The 18626-nt window shown below is 51.2% G+C and carries 15 protein-coding genes and 1 pseudogene; 9 read left to right on the top strand and 7 right to left on the bottom strand.

Annotated elements, in window-relative coordinates; genetic code table 11:
* Nucleotides 1-14: 14 nt before the first annotated feature.
* Nucleotides 15-716, bottom strand: coding sequence for an FhaA domain-containing protein (locus BITS_RS00095; RefSeq protein WP_026642696.1), 702 nt, complete (start codon nt 714-716; stop codon nt 15-17).
* Nucleotides 717-1034: 318 nt separating this feature from the next.
* Between BITS_RS00095 and BITS_RS00090 the strand changes: the two genes are divergently transcribed.
* Together BITS_RS00090 and BITS_RS00080 are read left to right on the top strand one after the other, a co-directional pair.
* A complete protein-coding gene (locus BITS_RS00090) occupies nt 1035-1679 on the top strand; it encodes a hypothetical protein (RefSeq protein ID WP_052366664.1) in 645 nt (214 codons plus the stop codon).
* A gap of 566 nt (nt 1680-2245) precedes the next feature.
* A complete protein-coding gene (locus BITS_RS00080) occupies nt 2246-3319 on the top strand; it encodes an alpha/beta fold hydrolase (RefSeq protein WP_238556505.1) in 1074 nt (357 codons plus the stop codon).
* Nucleotides 3320-3434: 115 nt separating this feature from the next.
* Here BITS_RS00080 and BITS_RS00075 read toward each other — a convergent pair whose 3' ends face one another.
* Nucleotides 3435-4646 carry a MalY/PatB family protein gene (locus tag BITS_RS00075; protein WP_026642700.1) on the bottom strand — a complete coding sequence of 404 codons (1212 nt, stop codon included), beginning with the start codon at nt 4644-4646 and terminating at the stop codon, nt 3435-3437.
* A 249-nt stretch (nt 4647-4895) separates the two neighbouring features.
* Nucleotides 4896-5126 carry a hypothetical protein gene (locus BITS_RS00070; protein ID WP_155804638.1) on the bottom strand — a complete coding sequence of 77 codons (231 nt, stop codon included), beginning with the start codon at nt 5124-5126 and terminating at the stop codon, nt 4896-4898.
* A gap of 257 nt (nt 5127-5383) precedes the next feature.
* Here BITS_RS00070 and glyA point away from each other — a divergent pair, with 257 nt between their 5' ends.
* The 6 genes and pseudogenes from glyA to BITS_RS00035 all read left to right on the top strand — a co-directional run bounded on the left by glyA (nt 5384) and on the right by BITS_RS00035 (nt 11948).
* A complete protein-coding gene (glyA, locus tag BITS_RS00065; RefSeq protein ID WP_026642702.1) occupies nt 5384-6688 on the top strand; it encodes a serine hydroxymethyltransferase in 1305 nt (434 codons plus the stop codon).
* A 327-nt stretch (nt 6689-7015) separates the two neighbouring features.
* On the top strand, nt 7016-7684 hold the full coding sequence (locus BITS_RS00060; RefSeq protein WP_026642703.1) for a response regulator transcription factor: 669 nt from the start codon (nt 7016-7018) through the stop codon (nt 7682-7684).
* A 198-nt stretch (nt 7685-7882) separates the two neighbouring features.
* Nucleotides 7883-9007 carry a hypothetical protein gene (locus tag BITS_RS00055; protein WP_026642704.1) on the top strand — a complete coding sequence of 375 codons (1125 nt, stop codon included), beginning with the start codon at nt 7883-7885 and terminating at the stop codon, nt 9005-9007.
* A gap of 154 nt (nt 9008-9161) precedes the next feature.
* Nucleotides 9162-10302: pseudogene (locus tag BITS_RS00050) on the top strand (IS1249 family transposase).
* A 508-nt stretch (nt 10303-10810) separates the two neighbouring features.
* Nucleotides 10811-11242, top strand: coding sequence for a hypothetical protein (locus BITS_RS00045; RefSeq protein ID WP_051264390.1), 432 nt, complete (start codon nt 10811-10813; stop codon nt 11240-11242).
* Between the two features lie 319 nt (nt 11243-11561).
* Nucleotides 11562-11948, top strand: a complete 387-nt coding sequence (locus tag BITS_RS00035; RefSeq protein WP_026642727.1) for a tyrosine-type recombinase/integrase — start codon at nt 11562-11564, stop codon at nt 11946-11948.
* 58 nt (nt 11949-12006) lie between these two features.
* Here BITS_RS00035 and BITS_RS00030 read toward each other — a convergent pair whose 3' ends face one another.
* The 4 genes from BITS_RS00030 to BITS_RS09390 form a co-directional block, all read right to left on the bottom strand.
* A complete protein-coding gene (locus BITS_RS00030; protein ID WP_026642728.1) occupies nt 12007-13455 on the bottom strand; it encodes an SAM-dependent methyltransferase in 1449 nt (482 codons plus the stop codon).
* Nucleotides 13445-14404 carry a XamI family restriction endonuclease gene (locus tag BITS_RS00025; protein WP_026642730.1) on the bottom strand — a complete coding sequence of 320 codons (960 nt, stop codon included), beginning with the start codon at nt 14402-14404 and terminating at the stop codon, nt 13445-13447. The genes BITS_RS00030 and BITS_RS00025 overlap by 11 nt, the downstream gene beginning before the upstream one ends.
* A 389-nt stretch (nt 14405-14793) precedes the next feature.
* On the bottom strand, nt 14794-15624 hold the full coding sequence (locus tag BITS_RS08820; RefSeq protein WP_238556504.1) for a replication protein: 831 nt from the start codon (nt 15622-15624) through the stop codon (nt 14794-14796).
* Nucleotides 15617-16792: an ATP-binding protein gene (locus tag BITS_RS09390; protein WP_238556503.1), complete on the bottom strand. Its 1176-nt coding sequence runs from the start codon at nt 16790-16792 to the stop codon at nt 15617-15619. Before BITS_RS09390 ends, BITS_RS08820 begins: the two co-directional genes overlap by 8 nt.
* A 453-nt stretch (nt 16793-17245) precedes the next feature.
* Here BITS_RS09390 and BITS_RS00005 point away from each other — a divergent pair, with 453 nt between their 5' ends.
* Nucleotides 17246-18532: a hypothetical protein gene (locus BITS_RS00005; RefSeq protein ID WP_238556502.1), complete on the top strand. Its 1287-nt coding sequence runs from the start codon at nt 17246-17248 to the stop codon at nt 18530-18532.
* Nucleotides 18533-18626 lie beyond the last annotated feature (94 nt).

Here is an 18626-nt window from a genome sequence, read left to right as displayed (position 1 = left end):
GTTCCTGCGCGGGGCTACTCCTGATCCTGCGATGAAGCCCAGTACAGGATACGGGTGCGGCCAATCGTAATCGTATTGCCATCCAATAGTGTAGCCGCTGGAACTTGATGCCCCTCAACATAGGTTCCGTTGGTGGATCCCAAATCGCGGGCGATCACCCCGTTATCGGTGATATCGATCTCCAAATGCTTGCGGGAAATGCCCGGATCGTCGATAACGATATCGCAGCTGGAACCGCGCCCGATAACAGTCTGCTCCTTGGTAAGCAGGTATTGGCTGCCGTTGATCTCCAACATGGGATTGTCCTGAGCCTGATCATCCGTGGTGACCGGTACGGCATTGCCCTGAACGGACTCGGCGGAAAGCTTGAAATTGCCCTTCGTGAGGTCGAGATCCTCTTCGAAAATCACCACAACCGGGCCCACGAAAGCATAGCGCTGGCTCTTGGCGTACTGAGTGAGGTTGTCGGCAAGCTCGTTCGCCAAGGTCTCGCTGCCCCACTGCTCGATGCGATCGAAGTCCGGAGTGCTCAGCTTGAAACGATACTCGTTCGGGGCCACAGTGCGGTCGCGGTCCACGGGCATGGCTTCGGCGTCAATCTCACGCTCCAAAGCGCGAGCAAGGTCAACGGGTTGCAGGTCCTTGGACCCGAACTTGGCGAATACGCCGTTGACGGCGCCTTCCACGCTCTTCTCAAATCGTTCGAGAACGCTCATAGTCATCCCTTTCTAATCGTCTCCTATCCTACGCGGCAAGGGCACATGCGCCAAAAGTCACTGATAATACTTGCAAATTCTTCATTCAGGAGGTGTTTGGGCGGGTGTTTGGACGTGAGCAGTCTGATATTCTCGCACGTGGTGTACGGCGGTTTTCTCGACATTCGAACATTTTCATGCGCAAAATCGTTGTGAAGGACTGCGCCAGTGTCTGGATATGTCATATATGAAATGGAAACGCTTAGTCGTTACCAAAGGCGTAGAGATAAAATTAAGTAGCTCTTCGACGATGCAGAGCCATTGATTCAAGGAGGAATCATGAAAGAAAAAAAAGGGGTAATGTCACTGTTTTCACTGATCGTTTCTGTGCTCTTGACATTGTCGATAATGCCGTTAGGTGCAGCATCAGCTGCGGAATTTCCAGGGGGTTCTGCCGGCTGTGTGGCTAGTGTTGAAATAAGTACGGAGCTTAGGAATAGAACAGACAAGATTGCTGGAATAGGGAGTTTCTTTTATTTTGATGGGGAAACATTGAAATTGTCCTTATCGGAACAGCAACTAAAAGAGGGGTACGATTTCTCTGATGCGGACTACGCTTTCTTGACCAACGACGTCTTGAATGTTGCCAATGGGGTTTCGCCGCACAGCAATGTACATGGCAGAGGCGCTCGGGCCAAGAAATGCGGAGGCGTATATCTCACATATATGGATCTCACTGTAGGGTTTGCGGCGGCGCTGACAGCGGCATCTTCGGTAAGCCCCGCTGCATTGGCTGCAACATTAACAGCTATGGCATCAGCGTTTGGGCCAATATCGGGCGTGGTCGCCGGCGGTATCACCATCATTGGTGCAGCTTGGTTCGCTGACCTGGCAGTAAAAATAGTTGGAGCTGTTGCTCAGAGAAAAGGGATCTGCATAACGGCTACATGGGGAATACCTCCATTGAATTCCGCAATAATGTGAAAGAGGTGCGATGATGAATTTCCCTCCCATTTCTTCTACTTCAAACAAAGCGATTTGGCTGTCTGAATTGCTATTGTTCACCACGTCCATGAATTTTGCAGAGGAAATGGGCAGGGAATCGCCAAGTTGGGTATTTCTGTCAATTTGTGGAATCGGCATGCTTGCATGTTTTGTTTGGCTCTGTCTCACACCAGTATATGGAGGGAAAGGTCAGAAGCTGAGAGAAATCCTATTGTGCTTAGTGCCTATCACGCTCGTACTGGTGTATAACAACGCAGTGGGACGTACTGTGTTCTACCTTTATTTCGTGTGTTACCTGATGAAGGATGTCATCGCGGGATATCTTGAAAGCAGGAGACACACTGAACAGCAGCCGCCTCAGTGATGTAGAGACAGAATTGAGTATCTGCGAATATGGTCGATAATTGCGTCAAGTGAGTCGTTGCCAGCGACATCTGTGTTTAGTTGTTTTTGGAATCAGGCGGTGCACAATATTTGGGTCCTACCTAATGGCATTATGGAAAGGCTTGATATCACTGGTGAGCGGTGTTTGGTAGGAGGTTGTCATGGCTATGAATGGTCAGGTTGAGATTCCTTTGTTGGACGAGGCTGAATACGACCAGATCATGATGCAGACGGTGCTTCCCGCATTGGAACAGTGCAAAGACGAAGGGTGGATGGAGCCAGCACAGGCCGAAAACCTGCCCGTTCCGCCAAACGAAGGCTCATTGCACTATGTGTGCTACGACTTCAAGCGGTTCGAGGCAGGGACAAGCGAGAAGTCGCCTTCATCTAAGGGCTTCAAAGGCGCCATTGTCATCTCCCACGGGTTTACCGAGTTCGCCGCAAAATACAGCGAAATGGCATGGTATTTCCTACAGGCGGGATACTCGGTCTGTGTCTTCGAGCACAGGGGACATGGCTATTCCGTGCGCGATGTTGACGACCCGTCACTGGTGCACATCGATGATTGGCATCGATATGTGGAAGACTTGGCGAAATTCGCCTCAACAGTGGGGCGTCACATGGCAGACGGCAAGCCGTTGTACCTGTTCTCCCACTCAATGGGCGGCGGCATAGGAGCGGCGGTATTGGAACAACATCCCACCGTATTTGATAAGGCTGTGCTATCCGCACCAATGATCGAACCTGCATTGGGCATGCCCAAATGGCTGGCCGGATTCTTCGGAGATATTATGAGCGGTTTGGGATTCGGAGAGCGCATGGTATACGCACATGAATCATTCACGCCCGAATTCGACGAAGCCTTACACGTGGGAGCAAGCCAGCCGCGCGTACGCTGGTTCCACAAGCTGCGCACGGAAAACGAACGCTACCAAACCAATGCGGCCACATATGAATGGGCTCGCCAATCAGTAAAAATATCGCAATACGTGATGAGCGAACAGGCCTGCCAAAACATCACGACACCAGTGCTGCTATGCCAAGCCGGACACGATATTTGGGTTATGAATCCAGCACAAGACAAATTCGTGCAACGGGTCCGATCCGCAGGAGGCAACATCACCAAACTGCAGTTCCCCGAATCATTGCACGAAATATTCAGCATGCCAAATAAGACACTGCAAACCTATCTCAAAGCAGTGTTGTCATTCTATGACGAGCCAATCGCAGAGTAGCGGATCGATAGTTGCAAATCCGTTGACATAGGAGGCCGTGTTTTCACGTGAAACACGCAAACACGCAAAGGCACAGCCTCCCATGTGAGAAGCCCATTAGCGAATCCGAAGCATGCTAGTCCACAAGCACATACTCTTCGAGTCGCTGCATCGCCTCAACCACCAAACTGAACGGCAAAGCCAGATTCATACGGATCGAACACGGCGCATTGAACATCTCGCCATCCTGCCAAGCAACGCCAACATCCCAGCCGCGCCGCTCCAACTGCTTAATATCGACCCCATGTGCCTGACACCAAGCCGAGCAATCCAACAGCAACATATACGTGCCCTCAGGCTTGAACAGCGAAACCCCAGGAAAATGCGTAGAAATATAGTCATACGCATACGACACATTCCCACTCAACACCTGACACAACTGATCCAACCACTCATGCCCCTCAGGACGATACGCCCCAATCAGCGCATGCATAGACAGCACATTCATCTCGTTGTAATGAGATTTCGAACCCTTGGCCACCACACGATCACGCAAATACTTGCTGTAAATAATGTGGTAACTATTCACCAAACCAGCCAGATTAAACGTCTTGGTAGGAGCATACAAAGCGACCGTGCGCTCGCGGGCATCCTCGCTTACTGACTGCGTGGGGATATGCTGATGGCCGTCAAGGATGATGTCTGACCAGATTTCATCCGCGATCACAATGCAGTCGTTAGCACGGTAAACATCCATGGCACGCTCTATTTCCCAACGTTCCCAAACGCGACCACAGGGATTGTGAGGGCTGCAAAATACTGCGACATGGATGTTGTTTTCCTTGAGCTGGCGGTCCATATCGTCGAAATCCATGCGCCATACGCCCTGATCGTCGCGTTTCAGGGGGCTGTGCACGATGCGGAAACCGTTGTTCTCAATACTGTGCGTAAAACCGATATATGTCGGACTATGAAGGAGCACGGCATCACCCGGAGCGGCAAAAGCGGTAAGAGTGGAGATAAGGCCTCCGATGACGCTGTTTTCGTAGCCGATATGTTCTCTGGTCAGCCCAGTGACGCCATTGCGCTTGCGTTGCCAGTCGATAATGGCGTCAAAATACTCATCGGTGGGTGTGAAATATCCAAAAGCAGGATGCTGAGCGCGATCGATTATTGCCTGAGTCACCGTGGGAACCGTAGGGAAATTCATATCGGCTACCCACATGGGGATAAGGCTGAAACCATCTTTTGGGGGAGTGGGCGCCATATCCGGCATAGTTCCCAATGCATCCACTGCCAAAGCATCCTTGCCATGGCGATCCATGACGGATGTGAAATCGTATTGCATGGGAGTCCCCTTCCGGTCGGTGTCAGGTTCAGTGGCGCAGGCATCGGCCACGCATCCATGGTATGGCAACCCGGAACAAAGCGGAGTGCAATGCGCGAGCAGCGGATACTCATGGAATCTTGAACTGGCATGATGGAGAGGACTGACATTGGTGCATGTGGGACAGATTGGATGTGCATGAGTTCAGCCACGCATTATTGTCATAATTGCGAACGGCTCATGCTGCACCTTACCGGCATATGCGAGTGCCTAGTATGGGGAATTGGTGCGGCTCAAGTACTTGGGCGTGCATGCCATCAGCGCCAGGAATATTCCCTTTTGTATGGCGATGCCAATAATCCCTTTGATCGAAAACAGTGCGGCATCGCCAAAAATAAAGAATTCAACGAGGGCTGACAATATGGCAAAAACCACCGCCGATATGCCAATTCTCATCCACGACAATGAGCGGACCATGACCATCTTCTTCCGCTTGCTCAAGGCAGCTATGTTTTATCCTCCATGTGCATTGTAAGTCTTTTTGGGTCGGTATTCCTTGCAGCGAAGATGTGCTCAATACTTGTTAAGCGTACAAAGAGGGCTTTCGTATGATACGGAATGGAAACAATAGACCCGATATTCGTGAGTTAGGCTTGTAACAAACCTGATGGCTGAAGGATAAGAGCACTGAGTGCGAATCGTTGTTCTGAAGCAGTCTCAAGGTTTGAGCTGTATCGGTCACAACAGAGGAGAGCCGTATGTCAGTATTCAATCAACCTATCGCAACCGTAGACCCTGATGTTGCAGCCGTGCTCGATGGCGAACTCAAACGGCAGCAAACATATTTGGAAATGATCGCCTCGGAGAACTTCGTACCACGTGCAGTGCTACAGGCAATGGGATCAGTGCTCACCAACAAGTATGCCGAAGGGTATCCGGGCAAGCGATACTACGGCGGCTGTCAAGAAGTGGACAAAGTCGAAACACTGGCTATCGAACGAGCCAAGGCATTATTCGGCGCAGAATATGCCAATGTGCAGCCCCATTCAGGAGCGCAGGCAAATGCCGCGGTGTATCACGCTTTGGTCAATCCGGGTGACACCGTGCTTGGATTGGAGCTCGCACACGGCGGGCACCTCACCCACGGCATGAAGATCAATTTCTCCGGCAAAATCTATCATGCTGAGGCATATGGATTGGATCCGGACACATACCGCATCAATATGGATATGGTACGAGAGAAAGCACTCGAAACCCATCCCAAAATGATCATTGCTGGATGGTCCGCATATCCAAGACATCTTGATTTCGCAGCCTTCCGCTCAATAGCAGACGAAGTCGGTGCCTACCTGTGGACCGATATGGCACACTTCGCAGGACTCGTAGCGGCAGGACTGCACCCCAGCCCAGTGCCATATTCCGACGTAGTTTCCACCACCATCCACAAAACCCTCGGAGGCCCGCGCTCAGGCATGCTCCTCTCGCGCGATGCTGCAACCTTTGGCAAGAAACTCAACTCCGCGGTCTTCCCAGGTCAGCAAGGCGGTCCGCTCATGCATATGATCGCTGGCAAAGCAGTAGCCTTCAAAATTGCGGCAAGCGAAGAGTTCAAAGACCGCCAACGCCGGACGCTTGAAGGCGCATCCATACTGGCGGAACGTCTTCTTGCAGATGACGTCGCTCGAAGTGGGGTCTCTCTGGTGACCGGAGGCACCAAAGTCCACCTCGTGCTTGTTGACCTGCGCAACAGCGAACTCAACGGACAAGACGCCGAAGACCTCCTTGACCAAGTCGGGATCACCGTCAACCGCAATGCAGTCCCATGGGACCCGCGTCCGGCACGCGTCACTTCGGGCTTGCGCATCGGTACGCCGGCGCTCGCCACTCGTGGATTCGGAGCCAAGGAATTCAGCGAGGTCGCGGATGTCATTGCCACTGCACTACGCGATGGCAAATCGGCGGATGTGCCCGCGCTGAGGGCGCGAGTTGCGAAGCTTGCCGATGATTTCCCTCTATATGAGGGATTGGATCAGACTCATGGTGCTGTGGGTGCTATGCAATGACATCACGTATGTCGCGCCGACATTATGCGTTGATATTCAGCATGCTGGCATGAATAGGTGCGCAATGAATGGATACGATGAGCCCGATGGCCAGGCTTTCTGCCGGTGTCATCGGGCCCATTCGCACAATATGCAGAGCCTATTCAAGTGGTCTTATTGACTTCGTTGCAGTCAGGTATCGAACAGTCGCTGCCGAGGCTGTCTTTGAGAAGTCGTGAACATAACTAAGTCTCTCGAATATCGGGTAGTACACGATGTCCCCTTACTAGGTGACATGCAACTTATAAACAATTGGCGCTTGTTGGGGTGTTGCGTAAGGTTGTGGACATGGGTTCGGGTCAGGGTATTAGCGGTTTCAAAGTCGGGATCCTGGATAATGACGAACTGACTCTGATGGTGCTTTCGCACTGCTTAGAAACAAGCCTCCCTGCCACGGTATGGTGTGCAACCTTGGGAAGCAAAGCGATAGCAATGTGCCGAGACGACGCTACCAGACCTGATATCCTGCTCGCCGATATGTCCTTGAACGATATGAGTGGAGACAGTTGCATTGCCGAGATCAGGGAATCCGGTGTCAGAATTCCAATATTGGCAATAACATCATTCCCCCTTCATGTGTATGCAGCGCTGGCGGCGGAAGCCGGCGCACAGGGAATCGTTCCGAAACGTAGCTTGGCGGTTATCCGTTCCGCGGTCACAACGCTGCTATCTGGAGGGATATGGGCTTCATCGATAGAAGATGTGGAATTTCATACCGCTGATAACGCTTTGGCGCATAAGATGAACCCGCTCACTGGCGATGATAAGAGGCGTGCATTATCGAGCCGAGAGGTTGAAGTGATCACATTATTTGCCCGAGGGTACACGACCGAACAAATATCCACTGAGTTGGACGTTTCGATGAATACAGTCAAAACATATACAAATAGGATTTTTGACAAGCTGGGTGCCCATACCCGTAGCCAAGCAGTCGCATTGTGGCTGGCTGAGCAATAGACAGCGCGGAGTGATAAACCCTGCCATGTGACCCATACAGGTGACAACGCGGTTGAAGCAACAGTCTCTTACGTATTGGATATGACTTGTGCCGTTATGCGCAAGCACATTCCGATAACCATTGCGGCATTCGATACATCGGCCAATTAAACCGTGGGCCGATTGCTTCGACTTTGAAGATCGAGAAGGGAAGGTCACATGAACAGTGAGCATACGGAACAGGTTCCTGAGCAGGTGAATGCGCTGGGAAACGAGACCGGAAGACTCGGTCGCCTGCAATTATTCATTACGGGGATGGTACCGCTTGGCATAATTTACGCAGCTTCCGCCATACTGTGGCGCTCGCACCATAGTGCTGATTGGATGTGGGGGAATCTGACAGTGTTGTTATTGATGGTGGTGTATGCGGTCGTTTGGTCCATGCTGGCCGATAAAAGAGCTGGAATTCGGAAGCATCCTGTCAGATGGATTCACGTCGTGTTGCAGGTTGTGAACAAGAATCGGTGGTTTGCCCGTCTAGGCATCATTCTTCCCGTATTTGTGCTGGTTTTAAGCTTTGTTTCAGATTGGCTCCATTGGGGTGGAGCGGTGACATGGACTCTGCTCTCTATCGCTTCAGTGTTGTATCTCATGTATGTGGTTCTGGTGATGTTCTCCACGGGATATGAGGCATTGGGTCTAATGCTTCATGCGAAGGAACGGCAACTGGCACAATCACGGCGAGAAACCGCACTATTGAGACGTGAACAGGAATTAGCTAGTCGCACCCACGATACGGTCACTGGCGCATTGTCCTCAATTGCACTGCTTGCAGAGCAGCAACAAGATGAGGCGAAGGACGACGGTGGGGCTCACGCGTGGTCTGTTGTCAATACGACCGCTTTGCAAGCCTTGGACAACCTCCATCAGGTGATTGATATTTTGGGAAACTCCACTGTTCAGAGTGGAGACGAGGCAGAGGAAAGGCTCGGCCTCTCCAACAAAACAGAGTGGAAGATGAATGATTTCATACTCGCGGTAACGGATACTGCGGCAAAAGAAGATATCGAGCTCAAAAAACTGGGGTTTCATGGCAAAACAACCGTAAGAGATACCCATACGTTGACCAAGACCGAGAAAATAGACAAATCCCCGGTCGGAGCCATATCCGGCGAATGCGCCGATGAGAGCGAATTTGCGACAGATATCACTACCGTTGATGGACGAGTCGCAGAAGAAGTACTCAAAGTATTAGGCGAAATATATGCCAATATCCGTTTCCATGCTGATCCGGATAATGAATACCATTGCGAAATCGGGTTATTGGCCAGAATGTGTGTCTGAAATCGCCTCTCATGCCTTGTGCTGCAAGGTCTGAGAGGTGTTTGAATGTGGCGGTGGGGACTTTCGAGGTCGGCCAGAATGTGTGTCCGGAACGGGACGTGGCGCGTTGCGGGGCAAGGCCTGGGAGCCGTTTGAATGTGGTTGTCTGAATGGTATGAGAACCCCACTTTGCCCCGAATGCCACGGAACGATGAAGAAGAACGGGAAGACCTCCGCAGGCAGGACGCGCTGGCGGTGCAAGGATCCCGGCTGCGGCAGGTCGCTGACGCGCGGCTACGACCGGCGGGCAGCCGATCTGGAATCGTCCCTGGATTGGCTGCTGTCCAAGGAAAGCCAGGAGGAACACCGCCTGCCGGCACGTACCCTGCGCCGGGCCAACGAGCTGATGTGGAGCCTGTGGCCTCCGGTCCCGCTGGTCGACGAGGTGCACGACGTGGTGCACCTCGACGGCATCCACCTGCACCGCAGGGCGGTCGTTCTCATCGCCATCGCATCCGGCCATGTGGTCGGCTGGTACGTCGCCAGAAGCGAGAACTCCGCCGCCTGGGGCCATCTCATGGCCAGGATGGCCCCGCCCCTGGCCGTCGTGGTCGACGGCGGGGGCGGCGTGCTCAAGGCGCTGCGCACGCACTGGCCCGACACGAAGGTGCAGCGCTGCGTGTTCCACGTATGCATGAACATCACCCGGCTGACCGGCATGAGGCCAAGGCTGGAAGCCGGCAGGCGGCTTCGCGAGATCGCCGTGGAACTCAGCCGGGTCACGGGTCCTGACTCAGCCGCCGCATGGCTGTCCGCCTACGACGGGTGGGAACGGGAACACCGCGAATTCCTCGACGAGAAAAGCAGATACGCCGACGGCACCGTCGCCGAAACGCACCGGCGGCTGGTCGAGGCCAGGCGCATGATCCGACGGCGCATCCGCGAAGGCCACCTGTTCACGTTCCTCGAACCCCCGCAGGATTGCAAGGCCTCCATACCGGCCACGAACAACCTCATAGAGTCATGGAACGCGGGCATCCGCGGCATGCTCCGATATCACAGGGGACTGAGCCTGGTGCGCCGGATCAAGGCGATCTGCTGGTGGTGCCACCAACGCACCGAACATCCCGAACCCGCATCCTGGCTGGTGGAAAACGCGTTCACCGACCAGAAAATCGAGGAACTCCACAGGCTGGCATGGGAAACGGAGCCCCCAAGGCGCATACGAAACGTTCGGCATACCCAACCGATACGGAACCGGCATCGACTGGAACGAATTCCACACCAGCACCAGATACCCAAACGCCACCGAATAAAACCACCACCAGACACACAAWTTGGCCTATAACCCACCGAWYAMWWMCATSYAYCKWCAMASAAGTATCCTGRCYTWTMAYMTMAYCTTCAGAYAATSCTTGCACAACAGCAAGAGCTTGACCAAAATATGTGTTTGTTTCATTACTCGTGAAGGAATCTAAATTATAGGGGGGGCAGCGCATCCTACGCCAAGCAATTTGCCACCTTCTACGGTAACGTGCAGTTTTCCTCGTTGTAAAGGCTTTACATAACCTTGATTATTCCTCTGGTAAACGTTTTCTGTTTACCATTCCCGATTTTGATTGCTTTGTTTGGCGCATTGAGTAGGAGACGGATCTCTTCAGCGAGGAGACAAGTCTGGAAGAGCATGGCTGTTGCGTTGCTCATCATGGGCGTTGTAGGAGTAGGCATCACAATAAGCATTTGCTTTTTCGCTATATGTGTTAGGCATGACACGATAGCCTGATTTTGTAGAAGAACCACCGATGGAGTGAAGCGTTCTAGGGTTTGGACGATGCGAAGGATGCGTGTCGTCTTACTCGTGAGATAACGAGAAATCAATACAAGGTTGTTATACCTAAAGCCGACGGCAGCGGTGCATTTGGAGATAGGATTACGAATCCCGCTATCTTAGAGCCAAATAATGGATTTACTCACTCGTTTTTAGGCATAGGTGGATTTAATTCTGAATTAACGGCAAATAATGCTTTGAAATACATGAGTACCAAATTCTTTAGAAGCTTGCTTAGTATTTTGAAGGTTACCCAGGACATGAATGCCGATAAGATGAAGTACGTTCCCCTTCAAGACTTCACTTCTGCATCTGACATTGACTGGTCTAAATCTGTCCCTGAGATTGACCAGCAGTTTTACAAGAAGTACAGCTTATCTCCTGAGGAGATTGAGTTCATCGAAACTCATGTGAAGGAGATGAACTAATCATGGCTGATACTCACAAGATTCAACCATTAGCGCCGATAGTTCCTATGGTCTATGCCTACACGACTCCTGAAATCGCAAGACATGATGGTTGGACAAAGATAGGCTACACAGAGAAGAAGACTCCGCTTGAGCGCATCAAAGAACAGACGCATACTGCCGATGTTGAAACCAAGCTTGAATGGGTTGATAACGCAATCTACAAGGACGGCTCCGGTGAGGCGTTCACTGACAAGGATTTCCACCGATTTCTGAAGCAACACAAAAATGTCAAACAGGAAGAGGGCAAGGAACCAGATGGCGGGACAAGCAACACGCATTGTTCGCGGAGGCGGGCGTCTCCCAGTCATCGTCTTCACCGGTGTGCAGCAACGAGTTGTGCGGATTCCTTGACCCTGACAACTTCAGCCGATGGCACAGACAGTACTTCGTCAAGGAAGGACTCGCCCATTACGCCAGCGAAACCACCTACATCGACCGGCGCGGCATCGAACGCACACGACGGACCGGATACGTCGGCCCGAACTTCCATGCGCTGCGACGCGCACAGGCAACGCTACTGGTTGCGGGCGGAGTCGATCCCAAGACCGTGCAGGCACGTCTTGGACATGAGAGCTTGAACACCACATTAAACATCTACGCCGAAGAGGTTGGCGAAAATGATCGTAAAGCAGCTGACTATATGGGTAAGTTACTTGAAGGATAGATAAGATTGAAAGAAATAATGAGGAGACTCTGATTGTAACTGAGTCTCCTCGAGATTTTCAAAAAGTAATCGGCAACGACATGAGTTCTTGCGGCTCTAATTTTTTTAGCCCGCCACCATATTCGCGGCCGCCATTGATTAATATTTCAGGAGGGATATTGTTTAATGCTTCGCACATATTATCAAGTTCATTGTCAGACATTGCGGTCTGAGGGTATAGTCCTAAATATGTGTTTGTCATTGTTGCGTTTGACCGATTCCTGATGAATCTGAAAGGAGTTTCTTTGGAACGACTCATGTAGGTGCAAACAATAGGTGCAGATGTTACACTGCCAATCGAGTACCATGGAGTCCTGTGCCTAAGAATGTAACCATTCCTAATTTTTTCGGGGCAATCGTCGAGATGTTTTCGTATGGAAAGCGGAAGTGCTGCATAGTTGGAGGACTTGGGTATATTCAGTAGTGCAGTATCGGACTCTTGTGGCCATCCGGTTTCATCTGAAGTGATTTCTGGCAAATGGAAAGTTCTCGGAGAAGGCAAAATGGGATATAGCCATTCGTCTGATATACCTTTTTGATGCCATTCGTTACGGGAACGAATAAAGAAAGAGTTTCCGCCGGTAGCAATACCTCTCTTGGCTTTAAAGTAGTCGCCCAATATCTGAACGCTTGACACGTCTTCGCCTGAGTAGCCCTCAAGGTGTTGCCACTTCGACAGTTTTGTTAATTCTTTCAAAGGAATTTCTATTGTCTTGCGAGGATTTAGAAAATCACCATAAGTGAATACAGCGTATGACCTAGTGTCCGGTTTCCGTTTTCGAATAATAGCGACGCAAGATGTAACTAGTGCATCGTCAAACTGTAAATTTTCCGGGTCGAAGAAGTGAATTCGCTCAAGTGAAACATTCTGAGTGAGGAATTTACGAATGGGAGCGCCATAATTTACTGAGAAAAGTTCAGAAGGAATAAGCCATGATCCTACGCCATTTTCTTTTAGCATTCCCGTTCCAGTCAACAAGAAGTATGCATGTAATCCAGCCAAACCAGAAAGACTAACTCCAGAAAAGGTGGCGGTGAGTTGAGAATAAAAACGTTTTTCGGACTGTGACAGATGATGATGACGCGAATACGGCGGATTGGAGATAATGGCATCAAACTGTTGTGATTCCATTGATGCATAGTCAAAGAAATCATTATTGATTATGTGACAAGTATCGCTGGACCATAGCTGCTGTGCCGTCTCGTAAAGTGATAAATCTTTTTCTACGCCCGTGATCTTGATTTGATCAGATATTGATAATAACGCGGAAATAAACGCGCCTGTGCCACATGAAGGTTCAAGTACGGAGACATTTTTCCCTACCCGAGAGAGCAGGTCTTCAGCAATAATAGATGCTAGCGGGTATGGTGTGGGGAACTGGCCATGCTCATTACGTTCTTCTTGGGAGTGGGAGGAATCAAAGAGCTCTTGCCTCCGCTGCCTTGTGCTTTCCTTTTTATTCTGCACGGGGCACCAACTCGTTAAAGTCTTCGATGCGATGTTCCCAAACCCAATCCATGTGGTTGGCAGCTTCATAACCTAGGTATGTCGCTTCAAAATAACCACAGAGAAATAGATAAAGGGTTACGTCGCCATAAGTTCCGCGGAGCTGAGAGACCTTTGTGTCCTCTTCTTTTCTACGCTTATTGGTATTGGTTGCGTCTCCAGCACATTTGCACTCAATAAGCAATGGACGATTGGAGTTGAAAGGCATGATTGCCATATCTACAGGGGTGTTGACCATGCCGTCCGATGCGTCTGTGGCGTTTTTGTACATGCCGACATTTTTGTGATGGCTGTATGTGCCGGGGCGCATGTCAAAAGCTTGTACGGATGAATCTTCAACTCTCCAATATCCGCGCGCATCTAGATATGCATCCAGCTTGGACAGTTGGCGGTGCTCTTGTTCATTCCTGATTAACGGATCGGTTAAGGAACCGCACAAGCGATCTCCGGCAACACATGACGCGATTTCGATTTCTCTGTCGGATGGGCATGAGCCTTCCGTCAGCCACGCACAAAGTTGTGTATCTGTTAAACGTTTAAGGACGGGGATCATACGACTAATGGCCTCTTTGCGTTGCACGTGAGAACGTCCTCGCGGGACGCTGCCTTTTTCCATGGACTGTACGATGCTCTTACTAACCTGAGCTAGTCCGGCCAGTCTTTCTCGGGCGATGGGCGGGGCACAAAACATGCGAACTATCGCAAGATTTTCGGGATTGTCCCAAAGGTACTGCTCGTCTAGGGAACGAAGATAGTCGGTGTCGTCAAGAAGACGTTGAACACTTTCGATGCATTCGCCGCGAGCTGACTGATAAGTGCTGGGGGCGTAGTCAAAGAACCAATCGTTGTATTGCAGAATCGACGCTTGTGTGTCTTCGTTCCAACGATTGGGTTTGTCTGCGTTGATCACAGGTGCCTCCCTAGCTTCCTTTAAGATACGCCTCCCGAGTTTTTCTATCATGGTACCGGTTGGGGTTGTCGGGCTTGCATATGTGTCTAGTATGCTCATAGAATAATCGAACACTTGTTCGAATATTGTGGTATCTTGTTACATGGCTTGAGGGATAGAAGAGACCGAAGGGGGTGGAACCATGTCGAGACGAAATTCAAAGCAAACTTCCCATGCTGTTGCCCGGAAAGCATCTGCGGCCCTTCGCGATGGCCGTTCGAGTGCTCGAACAAAGGCGCTGGCAGGATCGGCCCTTTCTCAGGCGGCTCCGAGTGGTTCGCGGAAGAAGAAGTGACCTGATGGAGAGGCCCTGCACTTTACAGGGCCTCTCCATGGTCTGTACCTGTTGATCAGCGTTTGCATTTGGGCCATTTAATGGGAATACCGCTGTTTTCAGCGATGAAGGTGTTCAAGACCGTAGCGGTAACGTAGTCCTTCCTTCCCACTCGAATAGAAGGAAGAGCGTCCATCATCAGGCGGGCCTTGGAACGTCCGACACCGAACATCGTCTGAAGGTCGGACACATCCAAAAACTGAGGCTGATTGTTGGCGATGTTGTCCGTTTGGTTCTCAGTCATGATCGACCTCCTTCTTCGGCTTGTTGCTGTTGCGTGCCAGTAACTCCATATCACTTCGCGGCAGAACACTGTCTGCCGGGCGGCGAAGTCCAGTAGGTCAGGATGTTCCTGCTCGCAAAGCTTGAGTAGGTCGTAATATCCTTGGATGCCGTTGTCGGCGACAAGATTCACGATGGACATCGCCTCCTGCTTGTCGTCGTCGGGGATGGCTATCTTCTGCCAGTCGGCACCGTTGAAGGCCAGTACGTTTTCAGGTAGGTACTGAGCCTTCTCCGGGTTGTCGAGGTGGATGAGATATCGAGCCATGCCCCGAGGGCTTTCCAAACGAATGATGGTCTTGGGGCCATTGAACTGCTCGAAAAACCGCTGTGCGTTCCGGCGCGTAGTGGTGTTCATCCACATTGCGATTACATGGCGATGGGGCTTTTTCAGTTCACCGGTTTTGACATCAGCAATATCCAGATCGTGCAGTGGGGACACAAGGATTTGCAGACCCGACAGTTGCATAAGCTCCTGCCAGTTGTCCGGGCAGCTGTCGCCGGGATAGATCAGGCCGGCCCAATACCGGCCCTTCTCATTCGGGTTGTTCTTCTTGTCACTCATTTTCGTCCCTCATCTCACATCTCAACAGGGGGCGTCGTAGTAGCCCCATGCATCTGTCAGGCGGTGACTCTGCTGGCTCTGGGCTTTCGCTGACGCTTCGCCCATCGCCAGGTCGAGAAAAAGGTATCTGCCATGGGCGAGCTCCACGTTTTACCGCATCTTCGCCTAGCGCCATGGTGGCTTCGCTTTTAGAGTTCAGACGAAGTGCCAAGGTTGTCAGCAATAGGCTTCGATATGGCAAGCTGGTGCTTACCCGCGGGTTCTGGGTGGCGACCATGACCATGCAGTTTAGAGCGCGGGATCGTGAGAGAATCGATCGCACTAGCTCGATGCACGAGTCTGATAGCTTTTTGCTCGATCCCGATCGAACCATGTCCGCTGCTTCATCGATGACAAGCAACCGGTGACATGTCTGGGCGTCGGTAAGAGAGCGCGTCCTACCGCGCCATTCGGCGGCTAGTGTGTCAACATTCGAATTGAAATCAGTCAGCAGATCATGTGCTTCTTCGAGGGTGTAGGCTTTGCGGGCCAGTACGTTGCAGTAATTCTCAGCTTCCATGCCTGCTTTCAAATCGATAAACCAAATTTCACCGCCGAATGCCACCTCCTGAGAGATGATGTTGGCAATGACGCTACCTTTGCCGCTGTTGGACTCTCCGATGACGGCAAGATGTGCAGATCGCGGGATTGTGACTGTCCTCTTCGGGTCGGCGATGTCAAGACCGAGAGAATATCGGTCTGATAGCAGTTCCCGATGGTGTCTGAATATATTCATCGAAGCTCCTCTAATCGGGGCGAATGTGACACGGTATTTCGCATTTGAGAACAACCCCTGCGGTACTGTCTCTACGCTCACTGCTTGGAATGCGCGGCCGAGACGTGGGGCAACCGCATCTGCCCATGCATTCACGTCTTCGTCTGTAGTGAGTACGGCGGGTAACAAGAAGATCATGCGCTTGGGGTTCCTTGCATATCGCACCTTCACTGCTTTCTCCTCGCCTGGCGACAGGCTGAGTGGTTTTGCACACAGTGTGTCATGTTTGCGGGCTGCACGGCTGTTGTGGCGTGCGATGAAGAACGCGCACACAGCGAGGAGGGCGAAGAGAACGATTGCGATGACGATGAAGTGGTCTTGCGCGAACAGTTGCGCTTTGGTGATGAAATCCATTGGTTCTCCTTGGACTGGTTCGAACATGACGAATGTGAAAACAGTGAAGATGGATTGCCGGAGCTGAGGTTCGCTCCGGCACTTCGGGACAGCCATTAAGCAGAAAATAGAACGTCATGTCTGATTCATCTTGCAGAGCGGCTTTGATGGAGCGCATTTCCAGTGGAGTTGGGAAGAGACGGCCAACGGAGTCCTCTCCAAGAAGAACCTCGAGACACTCGTATGGCTTACCCGCCTTGCTCACACCCTGCACGATTTCTACGTGCAAAATCGGGTCCGTGGTGCTTGCCATGTTGCTCACCTCCTTTCGTTCGTGTTCGTCGGTGATTCCATCTAAAAACATGCATTCTGGTTTGACGAATTTCGAGTGCAGAAATTACACCTGACGTGGCTTGAGACCTTGATATCATTGGGATAACTAAATTTGAAAAAGCAGATGCGGCCGAGGTGAGTATGGAAATCGATAGCAAAATGTTGGTGGCTTCGCTAAGGAACTATGCGGAAGCAAAGCACATGCAGCTGCAAGATGTAGGTAAGCAGCTGGGATTCAGCAAAGATAGAACCAAGAGCATCTTTACAGGACGATCAAAGCTCACTGGTGATGATGTGCTTCGGATTCTCATGAACGTGGATATACCGTTGCCGGAGCTGAAGAGGTGCAGGCAACTTTGGCGTTTGCGCAGGGAGGTTCTGAATTTCGAAAGGCCGGACGACTTTGAACAGTTCGTTGACGGCCTGAATGTGAGTGCGACTCTCTTTCCGAGGAAAGTGCAAGGATCATTAGCGAGGAGCGACAACGAACGAGTGTCCACTGAATTGGCTAGAGACGTGATGTCACATGAAAACTGGTATGTGCTTCAAAATGGTTGGATCTGTGCGCTCAAAGTTGAGGGTAAGTGGGTGACTTTTACACCATTCGCACCAGATTTCATGACAGCGGCAAGGACAATGATCGGGCTTAAATGGATTCACCGAAAGACTGAAACGAGTATCCCGTTCATCGATTGGGGCACTGTTCATGGAGGATGTCCCTCCAACGAAGAGACTTCTCGGTTCGTGGGACGAAAACTGCTGAAGTATATCCAGAGCAAACCTGATCGTTTCCCTCTAGATGACGAATTTCGGAGCGTGGTTGCGGGGAAAGCCATGGGTGAATTCCAGCAGAATAGAATTCTCGAACTAGAAAAAAGCTTGAACACGGTAAAAGAGATTGCAGAAAGCTCCTTAAAGTATTCATTGTCTACGGAAAAAGATGAATACGGTATCAGTCCGGCGGAAATCTATTCCAGTGTTTTCGATTATCTGGAGTCAAATGTTACGAATCTATATGGAATCCATCACCTACTTCTTGAATACGGCATAACCATACCGCCGCAGCTTGAGGAAGAATGCGAGAGAGTGCTTGGGTTAAATGAACGACATTACAAATATTCGCTGTACATCGAGCCAATTCTTGCAGTAAATGATCTACCGGATAGGCTTGCAAGTTCTACTAAGGCAGAGCGAGTGCAGTATGAAAAGTTACGTGCAGATGGCGAGGAGAAGAGCAAGAAGAGCAAGAGTGGGGTTATTGGCCAGAATGTGTGTCTGAAATCGCCTCTCATGCCTTGTGCTGCAAGGTCTGAGAGGTGTTTGAATGTGGCGGTGGGGACTTTCGAGGTCGGCCAGAATGTGTGTCCGGAACGGGACGTGGCGCGTTGCGGGGCAAGGCCTGGGAGCCGTTTGAATGTGGTTGTCTGAATGGTATGACGTAACCCACCTTGCCCGAATGCCACGGAACGATGAAGAAGAACGGGAAGACCTCGCAGGCAGGACGCGCTGGCGGTCGCAAGGA

Origin of the sequence: Bifidobacterium tsurumiense (assembly GCF_000741765.1) — a bacterium.
In the GTDB taxonomy this organism is placed as follows: Bacteria; Actinomycetota; Actinomycetes; order Actinomycetales; family Bifidobacteriaceae; genus Bifidobacterium; species Bifidobacterium tsurumiense.
The sequence above is the reverse complement of the archived record's forward strand: the minus strand, read 5'-3'. Positions and strand labels throughout refer to the sequence as shown.

Bases quoted from the DNA above. Each gene is read 5' to 3' on its own strand.
- BITS_RS00095 (WP_026642696.1), bottom strand. From the start codon at position 716: ATGAGCGTTCTCGAACGATTTGAGAAGAGCGTGGAAGGCGCCGTCAAC.
- BITS_RS00090 (WP_052366664.1), top strand. From the start codon at position 1,035: ATGAAAGAAAAAAAAGGGGTAATGTCACTGTTTTCACTGATCGTTTCT.
- BITS_RS00080 (WP_238556505.1), top strand. From the start codon at position 2,246: ATGGCTATGAATGGTCAGGTTGAGATTCCTTTGTTGGACGAGGCTGAA.
- BITS_RS00075 (WP_026642700.1), bottom strand. From the start codon at position 4,646: ATGCAATACGATTTCACATCCGTCATGGATCGCCATGGCAAGGATGCT.
- glyA (WP_026642702.1), top strand. From the start codon at position 5,384: ATGTCAGTATTCAATCAACCTATCGCAACCGTAGACCCTGATGTTGCA.
- BITS_RS00060 (WP_026642703.1), top strand. From the start codon at position 7,016: ATGGGTTCGGGTCAGGGTATTAGCGGTTTCAAAGTCGGGATCCTGGAT.
- BITS_RS00055 (WP_026642704.1), top strand. From the start codon at position 7,883: ATGAACAGTGAGCATACGGAACAGGTTCCTGAGCAGGTGAATGCGCTG.
- BITS_RS08820 (WP_238556504.1), bottom strand. From the start codon at position 15,624: ATGAGTGACAAGAAGAACAACCCGAATGAGAAGGGCCGGTATTGGGCC.
- BITS_RS09390 (WP_238556503.1), bottom strand. From the start codon at position 16,792: ATGGATTTCATCACCAAAGCGCAACTGTTCGCGCAAGACCACTTCATC.
- BITS_RS00005 (WP_238556502.1), top strand. From the start codon at position 17,246: ATGGAAATCGATAGCAAAATGTTGGTGGCTTCGCTAAGGAACTATGCG.